The organism is Dellaglioa sp. CoH-57-MRSF-20, from assembly GCF_056781955.1.
Genome location: NZ_JBXAXV010000003.1, coordinates 152038 through 167962 on the forward strand (window position 1 = coordinate 152038; position 15925 = coordinate 167962).

The window sequence follows — 15925 nt, forward strand, 5'->3', positions numbered from 1 at the left end:
CTATCCCTTAGCAATATTAGTTCAACAACCTAATAAATTAATGTTTATTAATGGCTCCCTTATAGACCCAATGATTAGTAGATCCAATTTTGACTCGGTACATCGTTGATTTAGACCCATTGTAATCAGTAATAATCGCTTTTTTATTAATTGTATAAGTTCTATTATTATGTGTTTTTGATTGACCTGTCTTTTTAGATAAATAATCTGAATTATAAACATGATTATGTAACTGATATGATTTATTATTAAAATTTCCTGTATTTTTTACTGTAGAATAACTTGTTTTTCTTAATTTTAATGCTTGTTTATAGATCCAATACTTCGTTGATGTGCCTTTAACTCTTACTCGATACCAAGTTGTGCTACCTTCTTTTACGCCACGCATGTCCGCATAGACTGTCTTACCTGTCAACTTAGCAGCCGCACCTTTATCACGACTACCTGCTGTTCCTTTAACATGATTGTAAAGACGGTAACCAGTATTAGCTACTTTGACTGTTTCAGAACCGGCTGCGCCATTATAAGCGACTTTAACGGTATTATCTAAACTAGCTAAATTATATCTAGAAATTAAGTTATTTAATTTTTTACCGTAGGCACTACTTGTCGAGTATTTTAAACTCAATGATGCTGTTGCTTTTTGATAAGTACTAGCTTTTTCACGCCATGTACCTGAGTAATACTTAGCATCCCAACTTACACCGTTACGTAAATGGTTGGCATAATCTTGAATAGATGCTTTAGCATTTGGGTATTTTTTAAATTTAGACACCGCATAATAAGCTTTCCCTTTGCTATTATATTCCAATGATTTAACTGAATATGATTGTCCCTTATAGGCACCCTTCATACCAAAAAAATTATTAGCCTTTTTTGCCAACGTACTTTGACCCCAAGAAGATTCAAGAATCATCTGTGATAGCATCACTGATGGATACAAGTTTTTATCTTTTGACACTGCTTGAATCGTTGGTCCATTCTTTTCAATGAGAGCCTTTGTTTGGGCAGTCGTGGCTGCCGTAACTGTTGATTCATTTTTACTTTGATTCCCAATTGGTAAGTTTATTGAGCTAAATCCCGTAATAGCAACAAATGTTACCGTAACTAATTTTGTTAACAACTTTTTATTTTTCATATTTCCCCCTATTTTTCCGAAATTATCAGCTTTAATTATATCAAATTTGCATGTCTAATAACGCCTTTTTCCGTTACATTATGATTACAATTAGTAACGCATAATGCCTCTATTAGTATGCGCCCAACTACACGTTTTTTTGATAATTGAGTCGTCAGGTGATTCATCAGAATACCCTTTCAACGTGTAGATGGCTAATAAATGCTTAACTTCCTTAATGAAATCTATTTTATCCACATAGGTATCACGTCTGTTCTGAACTAAAGATAAGATAGCATCATGATATCTAAATTGGGGTGTTGGATTTTCAAAACCAAGTTCTGCAGCTATTTTACTGGCCAAAGAAACTTGAATATCTGTAAAAAGATGCGCTAAATTTAATTGCTTTAGAAATTGCGAATACTTACTTTGAACTCTAATTCTTAATCCATTGTTGAAAAATAAATCAGTTCCATTTTCTACATCGGAAATATTAGCAAGATGGTGTCCTGCCGTCCATGAGGCATCCCGTTTTGATGGCCCACTATCTGGAAATAACTGATACATACCACATGTGTAAGGTAGAGCTTGTTTCTTTTCAACTAATGACACAATCGCACGCATTGCGACAAAAGTTAGAATTTTTTCATTAATCAAGCGATTCACAAAATTTGTTGTTGTGTATTTACATAATAAAATATCTTTATGCTTATCAAAAATAATGGATCGTAAATCATCCCGTCTGTGTGTTATATGGTGAATATACAAAGTTGTCTCCATGTTCACTTGATAGTTATCCGTTACAATTCCATGTTCTGTAAAAAAATGATCATCCGTAACGTCTATTATTGGATGATTCTCCAACAAGTTTCGCCAATATTGAGACCCAACAGTCAATAAGCGTGTTTCTGGATAATCTATAATTTCTTTAAAATCCCGTTCTAATTCATTCTCCAAGTTCAATAGCCTACTCCTTTTCTTACTTTCATTTAACAACTTATCCTATGTTACAGATTTAATTGTAACTAATCTTGTGTGAACTTAAGTCTAATTGTTAAGTTTATCTTAAGAAAATTAATAGTCTACCTTTAATTCTTAAATGCTCATCAAAAACCCATAAATACGCTCATTTCGTCGTCTATTTTAAAATTGAATAACCTCGTATTCTAATTAAGAACCTTGGCCAAGGGATCTTAAAAGAAACGAGGCAACTCTACTAATATGTCAAATCAAATAAACCCAGGTCTAGCTTTTCTACTGAAAAATGACCGTGAAAAACTTATCTTTGGTGTTCTAAAAAGAATGTCGATTAATCAATCGCATGCTTCATATGACGATTTCGTACAAGAAGCACGATTAGCATTCAGCGCTGCATATGACCAATACCCTAAAACTATTGAAGATAATGAACAAACTTTCATGGTTTACGCCTATCAACGTGTCTACTGGCGACTTCTTGATTTAATTAATCGACAATCTAATCAACAAACGCATTTAGAACCTAATAAGGATGATTCAACTAATCCAACTGATTCCATCATTGATTTAACCCTCCAAACACAAGATACTATCGCTGAAAAATTATTTACAGAACACCTTTTTAAATCACTCTATGACCTCTGTTCAAACGCCGAACAACATTATCTAGTCGATTGTTATATTAGACACAAAACAGTCACAGAAATTGCTGCCAGTCATCATGTTAGCCGTCAAACAGCCTATAACTGGCGTAATAGCGTCGGTCGGAAAGTACTTTTAGTCATTGCTCAAATGAATCAAGAATAAATATCAGTATTTGCTTTACAAAATGGTTAACCGATTCTTTATTATCTATGTAAGGCGTCGCGGCACTTATCAAATATAGACACACAAAGGAGAACATATATGAGTAAAACTTGGGTAAAAACAAACGTTATCGTTGAGGGATTAAGTTCTGACGGCTCTGAACGTAAACGTTCATTCGCTAACATTACTGAAAATGCCTCTAACGAAGCTATTGCACAACTCGGCGCTACAGTTGCTTCATTAACTGGTGATAACACCGTTAAAATGACCATCCGCACAGAATCAAGTCTTTTAGCTTAATCAAACCTAAGGAGGAAATTATATGAAACAATTAGATTTAGCATTTAAAAATGAAGCGGGTAAAACGCGCCATATGAAATTACGTTACGTTAATACAGATTTAGATCCAGCAACCGTTAAGAAAGCCATGGATGACATTACAGGTTCTGATTTATTCCATCGTGATAACGAAAAAATGTTCGTAACCCCTATCTCAGCACAATTTGTTGAAACCATTGAAACACCAATCTACACAAACGATTTAGTTTAACCGTAAAAGCCAACTTAATTGTTGGCTTTTTTTGTACCCTCATAGCACCTATCAATTGCCTTTTAACATCATATTGGCTATTCTAAAATTTAGGGGGATTGTAATGAATAAAATAGAAGATAAAAAAATGACGTTTTTCACGGTTTTCTTGTTAGGAATTAACGGTATTATTGGATCGGGGATTTTCTTATTATCTGGTAAAATTTATAATGATATTGGACCACTCAGTATCTTTACAATTATCGCTGCAGCATTAGCAGTCACCATGATTGTGCTCTGTTACGCAACACTAGCAAGTAAATTTTCGGAAGATGGTGCGGCTTGGTTATATGCCTATAATGCATTCGGTAAATTTACTGGTTTTCAAGTTGGTATATTTACTTGGATATTAGGCGTAGTGACTTTGTCAGCCGAAATTGCTGCGTTACTAACTGTCTTAAAAATACTTTTTCCAGCATTACAACAAACGCTTATTTATGATGTTTCAGCAATTGCCTTAGTCATTATTCTAGGCATCATTAATTATTTTGGAACAGCTATTCTAGATTTCGCAGACAATCTGTCTTCTGCAGCTAAAGTATTTATCATGTTACTCTTTATTATTGTCGGTGCTTTCTTCATTAAGGATGCTCATTTTACGCCCATGATTCCGACTGATATTCACAGTAACACTCAGTTATTTACGAAATTTAATACAGCATTTGGTGTCATTTTTTATATGTATACTGGCTTTTCATTTTTACCGATTGCTGCTGCTAAAATGGATAATCCGGAAAAGAATATTCCGAAAGCACTATTAAGCGTTATTGCAACGGTGACTTTATTATATGTTTTACTTCAAACGGTTGCCGTGGGTATCCTTGGCCCTAACTTAGGATCGTACTCATTACCAATTGCTGCGGCATTCAAAAGTATCTTTGGTCAGTGGGGTTATATGATCATTATCATTGGGATGTTGATCTCTATTCTTGGGGTTGCCATCTCAGTATCATTCAATACACCTATTGTGGCTGCATCGCTAGCAAATGAACATCAGCTTTTACCAAAAATAATCGGTAAGCAAAGTAAACACAATACACCGGTTATCGCAATCATTGTGACATCTATCACAAGCATCCTCCTGCTACTTAGCGGTAGTTATTTATTCTTAGTATCATGCATTGTCTTTGCATCGTTTGTCCAATATGTACCAACAATTCTAGCAACATTTAAATTCAATAATGATCCAAATTTACCAAAAGGTTTCAAATTACCAGGTGGTCCAATTATTCCAAGCCTTGCATTAATTATCTCACTTTACTTACTGTTAAGTTTTAATTGGAAAATCATCTTATTCGGCGTTATCGTGTTAGTACTAGGGTGTTTACTCTACTGGTTTGATAACCGAAAAAAATAACCATTGATTTTGAAAGTTCAAAACCAATGGTTATTTTTCTATTAAATTTTGTAGATATTCATGACTTTCCAACATTTCGCGACAATCATTTTGATTTTCTAAATCAATTTCGTAAATAGTCGTTGCATTTGGATTAAGCAAAGGATATGCTAACTTCCAATCAATCTTGCCTTTTCCTAAAGTTAAACTATCATGAAATTTACCCATTGAATCGACTAAGTGATAATGGACGATATTTGGCATTAACCGTTTCAAACTCGCTTGTAAGTCAGTATTACTACCTGCTTGTTTAATAAAGGCATGCGATGTATCAAATGCTAAGCGATACCCTTTTTGTAGAATAAACTGATCCATCTCTTCAGACCCATAATAAAATAAATCAGAAATCGAATTCTCAAACATGACGTTATTTTGTCCATATTTTTGATAATAATCCATCCGATTAAATAACGCTGATTCCGCAACCTCAAAATTAGGATATTCAGCAATAATTGTTGGCGTTTGTCGATTATATGAACCATGAATGAGGGTTTGAATTGATTTATCTTTTGCGAGCTGAATCAATGTCTCAGTACTTTCTCTAACAAAACGATATAACCTAGGATCAGCTGTTTCGGAAACGGCTAATTCAACAGATTGTTCACCAACCTTCATTGGATGATGCATGACAATCTTCTTCGTAGTTGCCTTCACCTCATCAATCTCATCTGATAATCGTTTTAATCCATCTCCAGAAACATCAAATTCATTTAGATAGAATTCAAAAATATCTGGATTATGTTGTAACCGATCATGGAGTTGAATTGGGTCAGTTCCCGCCTTTAATCCTAATGGTATTGTCATTTGAATCATCTCCTTGGTACTATGTTAGCATTAAATTGGGTGAAAATAAAAAGGAGTGACTTCTAATGATTCAATTTCTCAAATCACTAGAAAACTCCCCTTTTCTATACTTCAATTTTAGCCATAAATTCATGTAAAGCATCTTGCCAACTTGGTACTTCAAATCCCGTTGCTTTAACTTTACTCAAATCCATAACTGAATGTCTAGGTCGGTATGCCTTTTGTGGATATTCTTCAGACGTTACTGGACTTATTTCAACTACTTCATCCTTTAAAATCTCACTAGCAAATTCATACCAAGTACATGAATTATCATTAGAAAGCTGATATAACCCATAAGGAATATTTTTTTGAACTGCATATAACATAAAATCAGCCAGCGTTCTAGTCCAAGTTGGCCGTCCAACCTGATCACTAACAACAGTCAGATGATCATGAGTTTTAGCTAAGTTTAGCATCGTATAGACGAAGTTCTTTCCATATTCGCCAAAAACCCATGATGTACGGATAATATAATACTTACTCATTATTTTAGCAACGGCTTCTTCTCCAGCTAACTTCGTCCGACCATATTCATTTTTAGGCGCAGTGGGTGTTTTTTCTGTATACATTTGATCATTAGTCCCATCAAATACATAATCAGTACTAATGTAAACTAACGTAGCACCCACAGATTCTGCTGCTGTGGCAATATTCTGAGTACCTATAACATTAACTTGTTCATTAATAGCTTTACCAGGTTCTTCTTCAGCATTATCAACAGCTGTATAAGCTGCACAGTGGTAGACAATTTCTGGGCGATTATCTAAAAAATAATTATTAACTGCTTTTGAGTCAGTAATATCTAAATCTTTAGAACCAGTTCCTGTATATACAATCTTTTTTTCATCTAATAAATGACTTAATTCTGTTCCTAATTGACCATTTACACCCGTAATTAATATTTTCATAATTAGCTCCTTCAAAAAAAGAATGGACTTAAGTCCATTCTTAGTTATTATTGTCCATTTTTTGCATAATTTGCTTCAACTGCATCTTTCTCAGCTTTCCACCAATTTTCATTATTTCGGTACCAATCAATCGTATCTTGTAATCCTGATTTAAAATCAGTAAATTCAGGATTCCAACCAAGCTCTTCACGTAATTTTGATGAATCAATAGCATATCGTAAATCGTGTCCTGGGCGATCTTTAACGACATCATAAGCATCTTTAGGTTGACCCATTAATTCTAAAATCAACTCCAAAACAGCCTTATTATCTTGTTCACCATCCGCACCAATCAAATAAGTTTCACCAATACGACCCTTATTTAAAATAGCCCAGACAGCACTTGAATGATCATTAGTATGAATCCAATCGCGAACATTTTTACCAGAACCATATAACTTAGGCCGGATTCCACTCAAAACATTAGTAATCTGTCTTGGAATAAACTTCTCAATATGTTGGTATGGTCCATAATTATTGGAACAATTTGAAATTGTTGCCTGTAAATTGAATGAACGCACCCATGCACGAACTAATAAATCTGATCCAGCCTTTGTTGATGAATATGGACTGCTTGGATTATAACGTGTTTCAGGTGTGAATTTTTCACCTTCACCTTCCCCATGACCGGGTAAATCTTCGCGTAATGGTAAGTCTCCATACACTTCATCAGTTGAAACATGATGGTAGCGGACATTGTATTTACGACAAGCTTCTAGCAATGTATATGTTCCGATAATATTAGTTTGAATAAAAGGTGATGGATCTTTTAAAGAATTATCATTGTGACTTTCTGCAGCGTAATGTACTACCGCATCTGTTTTGCTAACAAGTTCATCAACTAGTTTAGCGTCAGTAATATCTCCCACTACTAGCTCAACACGATCAGCAGGTAGTCCAGCTAAATTTTCTTTATTTCCTGCATAAGTTAATTTATCTAACACGGTAATGTGAACATCTGGGTGGTTATTAACCACATAATGGACAAAATTAGAACCAATAAATCCGGCCCCACCTGTTACAATAATATTTTTCATTTAAAAACACCTCTCCTATTTAGATTTCTCCATACACAAACGGATTGTCTTTTTCAAACTCTGTAAACGTTGGTTGTGCAGCATCTTTTTCAGATGTAATTGCTTGGTCAAAATCAATAGGCCAATCAATATTTAGTTCAGGAGTTTTAAATGAAATCCCACCATCTGCTGCTGCATTGTAGTAACCATCACATTTATAAAGGAAATTAACATCATCTGTTAATGTTACAAATCCATGGGCATACCCTTTAGGAACTAATAATTGGCGATGGTTACTTGCAGAAAGAATATATCCTTCCCACTGTTTATAAGTAGGTGAACCTTTTCGAACATCGACAATAACATCTAGTACTGCCCCTGTCACGACCCGAATTAATTTAGTTTGTGCAGCTTCTCCACGTTGAAAATGAAGTCCTCTTAAAACGCCAGCTTGTGTTGATAATGAATGATTATCTTGGATAAAATCAATATCTATTCCAGCTTCTTTGAAATCTTTGTCTGAATATGACTCCGTAAAAAAGCCGCGATTATCACCAAATACTGCTGGTTCAATAATCTTAACATCTTGTAACTTTGTTGTTGATACTTTTAATTTACCCATTACTTTTTATCCTCTTCTTCTGCGATACGTAACATGTACTGTCCATAATCATTTTTTTTGAGTGGTTGTGCTAGATCAATTAATTGTTCGCGTGAAATATAACCCATTCGATAGGCGATTTCCTCTAAATTAGCTACTTGCATATTTTGCATTCTTTGAACAGTTTCAATAAACTGCCCTGCTTCAAGTAAACTTGCATGTGTCCCTGTATCAAGCCAAGCAAATCCACGTCCCATAATTTCAACATGTAGTCTTCCTTTTTCAAGATAGACCTTGTTAACATCCGTAATTTCAAGTTCGCCACGTGGTGACGGCTTAATATTTTTTGCTATATCAACAACTGAATTATCATAAAAGTATAAGCCTGTTACTGCAAAATTACTTTTAGGGTGATCCGGTTTTTCAACAATCGAAATTGCTTTATGGCTCTCATCAAATTCAACAACACCAAAACGCTCGGGATCACGCACTTGATAACCAAATACGGTAGCCCCCTCAGTTTGATTTGCAGCCCGTTCAAGCATCTTAGTCATACCTGGACCATAATAAATATTATCACCTAAGATGAGCGCAACGCTATCATTACCAATGAAATCAGCACCAATAATGAATGCTTCTGCTAATCCATCTGGTGTAGGTTGAACGGCATACTCTAAATTAATGCCTAATTCAGAACCGTTGCCCAATAATTCTTGAAAACGTGGCGTATCTTCAGGAGTAGAAATAATTAGAATATCCTTGATACCTGCCAACATTAATGTTGATATTGGATAATAGATCATTGGTTTATCATAAATCGGCATCAGCTGTTTACTTGATGCACGTGTCAATGGATATAAACGAGTCCCACTACCTCCGGCTAAAACTATTCCCTTCATACACTTTTCCTCCTAAAATATTCTAATTAATTTTTGTAAATGGTAGCTACAATAACTACTTAACACAGCTTTTAAAAATAAAAATCATTATTTATTTAATATCCTTCTTAAAACCAATTTTTTAACATAATTTGTTTCGTCATATCTAATAAATAAGAAATAGAATAATGTACTTGCTAGAATAAATACAACAGCAGATGCTATCAAAATACTGAAAATCCCTTGAATTACAATAATTTTTAGTAAATACGAAATTATTCCTAATTCTATTCCAATTATTCCCATATAACCAAAATATTTAAGATAATATTTTTTCATACTACGTTTGAATCCATATTTGAATAAGATAAGTGGTTCCCACCATAAATTAATTCCAATATTACTTACTATTGTACCAATTAATATACCATTAATGCCGAGATTTGTTGTCATTAACAAAAGAATTGAAACTATCATATTAACTACAGCTTCAAGTAGTGATTTATATCTCATTGGCCAAAATAATCCACGTGCACCAATAAAATTTAATACAGTCTGTCTAAATTGAACAAGTACAAAATTTATAACAATAAGTAACACGGTAAAGTTCGATAAGACGTAATTTGATCCTATCCAAAATTTAATAAAAGATTCAATAACTGCGTATAACGTTATAGCAATAACTGATGTAATACCGGCATTTATATACATATAACGATAAAACACAACTTCTTGATAATCTTCATCCTCCGTTACTCCTAGATTACCTAATCCAGCTGTGACAGCAGAGATACTTTGTGTCAACACACTGGAAATACTATTTACAATCAGCATATAATTAGAATATATTCCTACTAATCTAACGCCTAAAAATGCCGATATTAATATATTATCCGTTCCAAAAACTAATATAGTACCAATTTTTGAAGAAACAGTCCCAAATATATTTTTCTTCATATAGTTGATGACTTTAGGATTTACTTTAACAGTTTTCATTTCGGAAAGAAATTCAAATTCCCTATCAACAAGTTTTGAAATTCTCAAGTTAGATAACAATGTTATAATTATTTGGATTACTAAGTACCAAACATATTGTCTAAATAAAAGTAAAAAGATAATTTGTAATACTGTCTGCATTATCGTAAAAATTAATCTATTTAAACTATCCTTATATCCTTCTTGATTTGCAATTAATAAGGAACGTTTATACGTAAAAAAGTAACTAACAACCGTATTTAATAAAAATAGTACAAACATAACTCGCGGAAATGGTACAGGACTACCGCCCTTCATTAAAATAGTTATAAATGGAGTAAATGCTAAACCCATAATCAAAATTACGATACCAATCACATTATACACTTTTCTAAATAAATTCATGACACCAGCAATTTCACCATGATTACTAGTAGCAAGAGGATCGTACAGTGAGTACGTTATCGCCCCACCAATCCCTAATTCAGCAAAGGATAGAAAACTCAACACATTAGCATATAGCCCATTGATTCCCATGTAATCGGCACCAAGAGTTTTAATAAATACTGTCTGCAATGCAAACTTCAAAACTAACATTATTACTTGCGATAGTGCAGCGATTGATGTATTTTTAGCTGCTATACCAGTTCGAGAATTATTATTCATACATCACACTTACCCTCATCTGTTAAGTTCTTGTACACGTTTAATTTCTGTTTTAATTTTATCCGTGTACTTTAACATGCCGTTATCATAGACATCATTAATATCGTGCTTCTTAAAATCAAGATAACTACGTTCTTTTATATCATTACTTTGATCAGCATATCCTCTTTTTACTTTATTCTCGAATTCTTCAAGTGATTTTGCATAGTAATGATTAACCCTCACGTGTTCCCTTGATACAATTTTAGGTCTTTTTTCATTTGTCCATGGATATCCCCATAACCTATTTCCGTTTTCATCAGTCGTTTTACCGGCCACATCATACCAATGTGGTATTCTCATATCAATTACTAATCTAGGATTTACGATAGGTTTTGAATCTAAAATAATATCATTTTTTGATCTATTTAAAAATGTCTCAGTAACTAATCCATTTGATTTTTTAATCAAATTAGATGAGCCGAACATCACCCAACCAATTTCAATTTGAGCAACGTTTTCACTAAATTCATTTAAAAAAGAATCAATATTTTTTTCATCAATTAATACTAAATATTCATCTAAATCTAGTGTTAATAGCCATTTTGTTTCTGTCTTACAGCGCTCGACAGCATCCAGATATGCTGGTATTTGTTGCTTATCACCCGGAAAATAGATATATTCAACCACTTTACTTTTAATATACGGTTCTAAAATTTCTTTTAAATTATCAGTAGATTCGTTATCATAAATATAAAATTTTGATATACCAATAATTTTATGATATTCAATCCATTCTTGAACGTATAGTGCTTCATTTTTAATAATTGCCACTAATGACACGCTATTAATAAAATCAGTTTTTTCTTCAATTATTTTTACTTGTTTATACCTTTTATTTCCGTAGTTCATCTTATTTTTCATATACTTTATCATATTATATGCCGTAATAAAATTACGCCTAAAACTTTTTTTTATTAAATTGATAGTAACCACCTAATCACTCTCTATTAAACAAACCATATAATTATTCTTTGTGCTGTTGTATTAATTAAACTATGAAATTTATGATACAAAGAATATCTTTTAAAGATATTCTTTGTATCATAAAACTTATATGTATCTTCTAGCATTTTTTTTTCAGTATCATTTTTAATGATATTAGAAAATCTTTCATACAGAACAATATTTTCCTTTTTAATCCGACCTAATTGTTTATATCTTATTTTTAATCTACGAAAAACTTCATACAAGTGTACATTACTCTTACCAATTCCGATGACGTTATTTTCATGTTGTCTATAGTAAACCGTTACTTTATCAATGTACGTTAAATTCCCACTTGCTGAGCTGATTTTAGCAATAATTGAATCATGCATTGTTACATTTTCAATATCTTCATCTGTTAACATAAGTACTTCATCTCTTAGTTTCTTATTAATTGCTAATGCCGCTCCGGTTACTTTAAAATTGAATAATAAATCATTCAATGAATGATTATAATTTTCGCCTACTAACATTTTAGACATTTTAATATTTGTTGAAACAGCCTTTTTATCAGCAATCATAAGATCTGAAAATATAGCTTGTGTTATTTTATTGTCTAACAAATCAAATTTATCCATAAATTGCATTATTTTATCTGAAACCCAAACATCATCTTGATCAGAAAAAAAATAGTAATCAGCATCGACAACCCTAAGTAATTCAAAAAAGGAACGTTTAACACCCATATTTCCGCTTGAATAAATTATTTTTAACAAATTTTTATTTTCGTATCTTTTTAAAATATCTATTGTATTATCTGTTGAACCATCATCTCTAACATAAATCTGTATGTTATCTTCATTTTTATATTTTTGCTCAATAATACTATTTAATTGTTCCTCGACGTACTTTTCGCCATTATACGTTGACATAATCACAGCTATATTTTTCAAAAATTTACTCCTTAATTACTTTTCTTTAAACGACAATGCTAAAGCGATTTCCAATGTACTAAATATGGAATACTGTCAACAAATTCTTGTGGTACTAACACTCCATAAAACGCTATAACAGCTAATAAGAGTATCCCCACCATCATTAAATCAATCTTTAATAATATTCTACTATCAATCTCATCTTTATGCTCCCTAATTAGCGCGTATGCAATTATAATTGGTGCGAAAGAGTTACGTTGGAACCGTTGATATTGTATCGACATAACTAAAAATGGGAGTGCTACAAGACCAGTTAACGAAATTAAGAATAACAATTTCAATTTATTTTTAATCTCAGTTGATAGGCTATTAATTTTCAAAAAATAATATCCAAGTCCTAACATTGAAAAATATGATAAAGCTATTTCTATAAGCATTATTTTTGATGAACCAGCAGCATAACTTGTGTTCAGTTTATCAAACAATTGTGTCCTAGATGAATGCAATGAAACTTTCGTTATTATATTTTTCAATAAACCACTTAAACCTGGAATAAATTGTACAATTGTTAAAATTACAAAAAAACCAATAATTAATTGTACAAAAATTTTCACATATTTTTCGCTCAAAAAGCTTAAGGGAATTATTATTAAAAATATATATCCAGATGAATGCATTGATGCGCTCAATAAGATTAATCCGATGGCAATAATAATATTTTTTACATTTTTTTTCTGTAAAAAACTTAGCCCTAATAGAGCAATAGAAATCATAAAAAAATTACGTGCCTGTGTTGCCTCATTAAAAAAAGGAAAAATTGCAAAAACCCAAACAAAAGATCCTAAATTCTTTGTAAATCTTAATATTGCAACTGTCAAAATAATAAAACTAACAATAAATAATATTAATCTAAAATCAGCATATGTCACTCCGTTTGCCGCAAAAATTCGAGAAAGCCACATATAGCCCCACTCAAATTGGTGATTATATGGTGCTAAAGAACTATTATCATAATTAATAAGATAACTAGGATAATCGGTCGTCGTCATCTTACTAGCAGCACCCGCTAGCCATGCTAATATTCCGATTCCAATGAACGGAATGATATTATTTTTTTTACCATGAACATGATCCAAAAAGAAATTGGTTACTATTGCAAATAAATATGTCATATAAACTCCTAGATAGTCATTTCTTAAACAATTAATGAAATTTGCTTATGCTGTATTCCATTTTTAATTAAATTTTATGTAAATACTAACATTATTTTTTGAATAACCTTAATATTTCCTCCAAATAGAGTAAGGTATTGTGACCGTGAATATTGGTAAAAAAACCATTCTTTTTGCCAAATATTATGGCTTCGATACCCTTCTTTTCTACAAAATATTTCAACATAGTAATTCTTTTTTTTATTTTAATAGGCGAATTTGAAAATTGTAGTTCTAATTCATTAACCAATTTGGAAAATCGATCAAATTTAACTTTATATTTTTTTAAATCAATTAACTTACTTTTTATAATTGTACTTTTTTTATGTGCATCGGCACCTCTTGTAATATTAAATGAATGCATTCTATGACCATCAGTCGCACTATCTATATATCCAATCCCATCATATAATCCAGCAACTAATGCAAGCCATGCATCATGATTAACTGCTTCTATCGGGATGTTTTTTGAAATTTCTAATAAGTTACGATTAATAATCATCGTATTACCCATTAACCAGTTATGTAGAAAAATACGTTGATATGTTGGTTTATTTTTCTTTTCTACACCACTGTAGTTCACACTTCCGTCCCCCACTACTTCAAAAAACTCGTCATAATTCGTATATACAAGCTTAGGCAGTACTTTTTCGTTAGGCAGGTGTCTAATTTCATTTAATGATATCTCAATTTTATTTGTATACCATACATCATCCTGATCTGAGAACATAACATATTCATACTGGTCTGGAACGTTATTCATTAAAATTTCAAAATTTCCTAATTGGCCCTTTTCATTAATATTTAGCGAGCTATCTAGTATCGTTATTTTAGGATCTCTTTTAAAATTATCTAAAATTTTACTGGTATTATCTTTCGAAAAATCATCTCTAATAAATAGGTGCCAATTCCCATATGATTGATTCTTAATACTTTCAATTTGCTCCATTAAAAATTTTTCACCATTGTAGGTAGCCATTAAAATTGCAACGTCACTCATAATTAGATCCTCCTAATTAGCTAAAGTGTTCAGCGAATATTTTTCTTAATTGTTCTTTCGTTTCTGAAAGGCTCTCCAATGGTAACGATATGTCGTTTATAACAACTATTTTTGCCTTGGATTTTAAGGCGCGCTTTATTTTTGAAAAATCTCCATCTTCTGGCAACTTCTCAAACTTTCCAAACGAAAATCTACGTGGTTCAAAATTCCCTTTTGAAAGTTGCCAATCGCGTGCCAACCAAATATTTACATCATTTCTAGTACGAAAACGATTTTTACTAAGTTCGGCTAACAAAGCTGGTTCTTTTTGATATATTTCTTTAAATGTACTTTTCAATAAACTACTAGGCAAATGCGGTTCATACCATCCCAGAACAGACCTATATGGTAAAACTAAGAAATTTCTTACATTTTGAAACCCGTATTGCCAATTAAATATTTTAAAGAAATTCTTCTTCAAAATATTATTTTTTGAGAACCACTTATTAATAATAAGTATATTATTAAAAGGTATTAACGAAAATTCTTCCGACGGTTGAATAAGTCCCATTAATCCTACATCCTTAGGAGTCCCATCTTGAGAAAAGAAATCTGTTGGATCTACCTTGTTAGTTATAAACGTATCGTCATTAAATACGATAAAATGTTCCGATAAATTTTTAATTCTTGGAATATTCATTTCAATGACATTCGAATTAAAAGTAGGTAAATATTCTTCAGGAATAAAATCAGAATGATCAACAATTGTTAGATTTTTCATGTCCAATGGAAACTTCGGAACTTGTTTGTCGGTAATTAAAAAAATATGGTTTACCCATGGTGCAAATTTTTTTACACCTTCAAACCACCATTTAAAAATATCATAATCTCTGAAACGTTCATCCGCATTTAAATTTTTGTTTCCCGCGTACTTATTTTTTTTATTCCGCCAGATATCATCATTTCCATCAACCCATGTCACTACAAAATCAATTTTAAAATTATCACTCATGACTAA

17 protein-coding genes are annotated in these 15925 nt (G+C 32.0%); 4 read left to right on the top strand and 13 right to left on the bottom strand.

Features of this window, described 5'->3' with window-relative positions; translation table 11 throughout:
- Positions 1-37: 37 nt before the first annotated feature.
- Entirely contained in the window at positions 38-1138 is a 1101-nt protein-coding gene (locus tag AC1RPN_RS04400; RefSeq protein WP_481761524.1) for a glucosaminidase domain-containing protein, read from the bottom strand.
- A 90-nt stretch (positions 1139-1228) separates the two neighbouring features.
- On the bottom strand, positions 1229-2080 hold the full coding sequence (locus AC1RPN_RS04405; RefSeq protein WP_481761525.1) for a competence protein ComK: 852 nt from the start codon (positions 2078-2080) through the stop codon (positions 1229-1231).
- Between the two features lie 258 nt (positions 2081-2338).
- Here AC1RPN_RS04405 and AC1RPN_RS04410 point away from each other — a divergent pair, with 258 nt between their 5' ends.
- From AC1RPN_RS04410 to AC1RPN_RS04425, 4 genes are all read left to right on the top strand, one after another.
- Positions 2339-2902 (top strand): sigma-70 family RNA polymerase sigma factor, encoded by a 564-nt coding sequence (locus AC1RPN_RS04410; RefSeq protein ID WP_481761526.1) that lies wholly within the window; start codon positions 2339-2341, stop codon positions 2900-2902.
- A gap of 99 nt (positions 2903-3001) precedes the next feature.
- A complete protein-coding gene (locus tag AC1RPN_RS04415; RefSeq protein ID WP_409022133.1) occupies positions 3002-3202 on the top strand; it encodes a DUF1659 domain-containing protein in 201 nt (66 codons plus the stop codon).
- 22 nt (positions 3203-3224) lie between these two features.
- Positions 3225-3452: a DUF2922 domain-containing protein gene (locus AC1RPN_RS04420; protein ID WP_409022132.1), complete on the top strand. Its 228-nt coding sequence runs from the start codon at positions 3225-3227 to the stop codon at positions 3450-3452.
- A gap of 103 nt (positions 3453-3555) precedes the next feature.
- Positions 3556-4848, top strand: a complete 1293-nt coding sequence (locus tag AC1RPN_RS04425) for an APC family permease (protein ID WP_481761527.1) — start codon at positions 3556-3558, stop codon at positions 4846-4848.
- A gap of 30 nt (positions 4849-4878) precedes the next feature.
- On the opposite strand, the gene AC1RPN_RS04430 is transcribed toward AC1RPN_RS04425, so the two are convergent.
- The 11 genes from AC1RPN_RS04430 to AC1RPN_RS04480 all read right to left on the bottom strand — a co-directional run bounded on the left by AC1RPN_RS04430 (position 4879) and on the right by AC1RPN_RS04480 (position 15919).
- Positions 4879-5691, bottom strand: coding sequence for a sugar phosphate isomerase/epimerase (locus AC1RPN_RS04430; RefSeq protein ID WP_481761528.1), 813 nt, complete (start codon positions 5689-5691; stop codon positions 4879-4881).
- A gap of 104 nt (positions 5692-5795) precedes the next feature.
- Entirely contained in the window at positions 5796-6641 is an 846-nt protein-coding gene (rfbD, locus tag AC1RPN_RS04435; RefSeq protein WP_481761529.1) for a dTDP-4-dehydrorhamnose reductase, read from the bottom strand.
- A gap of 47 nt (positions 6642-6688) precedes the next feature.
- On the bottom strand, positions 6689-7717 hold the full coding sequence (gene rfbB, locus AC1RPN_RS04440; protein ID WP_481761530.1) for a dTDP-glucose 4,6-dehydratase: 1029 nt from the start codon (positions 7715-7717) through the stop codon (positions 6689-6691).
- A gap of 19 nt (positions 7718-7736) precedes the next feature.
- On the bottom strand, positions 7737-8318 hold the full coding sequence (rfbC, locus tag AC1RPN_RS04445) for a dTDP-4-dehydrorhamnose 3,5-epimerase (protein ID WP_481761531.1): 582 nt from the start codon (positions 8316-8318) through the stop codon (positions 7737-7739).
- Positions 8318-9196 carry a glucose-1-phosphate thymidylyltransferase RfbA gene (gene rfbA, locus AC1RPN_RS04450; RefSeq protein ID WP_481761532.1) on the bottom strand — a complete coding sequence of 293 codons (879 nt, stop codon included), beginning with the start codon at positions 9194-9196 and terminating at the stop codon, positions 8318-8320. The genes rfbC and rfbA overlap by 1 nt, the downstream gene beginning before the upstream one ends.
- A gap of 87 nt (positions 9197-9283) precedes the next feature.
- Positions 9284-10816, bottom strand: coding sequence for a lipopolysaccharide biosynthesis protein (locus AC1RPN_RS04455; RefSeq protein ID WP_481761533.1), 1533 nt, complete (start codon positions 10814-10816; stop codon positions 9284-9286).
- A gap of 15 nt (positions 10817-10831) precedes the next feature.
- Complete coding sequence (locus tag AC1RPN_RS04460) at positions 10832-11719, bottom strand: glycosyltransferase family 92 protein (protein WP_481761534.1); 888 nt, start codon at positions 11717-11719, stop codon at positions 10832-10834.
- Between the two features lie 86 nt (positions 11720-11805).
- Positions 11806-12735, bottom strand: coding sequence for a glycosyltransferase family 2 protein (locus AC1RPN_RS04465; protein ID WP_481761535.1), 930 nt, complete (start codon positions 12733-12735; stop codon positions 11806-11808).
- A gap of 38 nt (positions 12736-12773) precedes the next feature.
- Positions 12774-13889, bottom strand: coding sequence for an EpsG family protein (locus AC1RPN_RS04470; protein WP_481761536.1), 1116 nt, complete (start codon positions 13887-13889; stop codon positions 12774-12776).
- Between the two features lie 91 nt (positions 13890-13980).
- Complete coding sequence (locus AC1RPN_RS04475; protein ID WP_481761537.1) at positions 13981-14928, bottom strand: glycosyltransferase; 948 nt, start codon at positions 14926-14928, stop codon at positions 13981-13983.
- Positions 14929-14944: 16 nt separating this feature from the next.
- Complete coding sequence (locus AC1RPN_RS04480) at positions 14945-15919, bottom strand: Stealth CR1 domain-containing protein (protein WP_481761538.1); 975 nt, start codon at positions 15917-15919, stop codon at positions 14945-14947.
- Positions 15920-15925 lie beyond the last annotated feature (6 nt).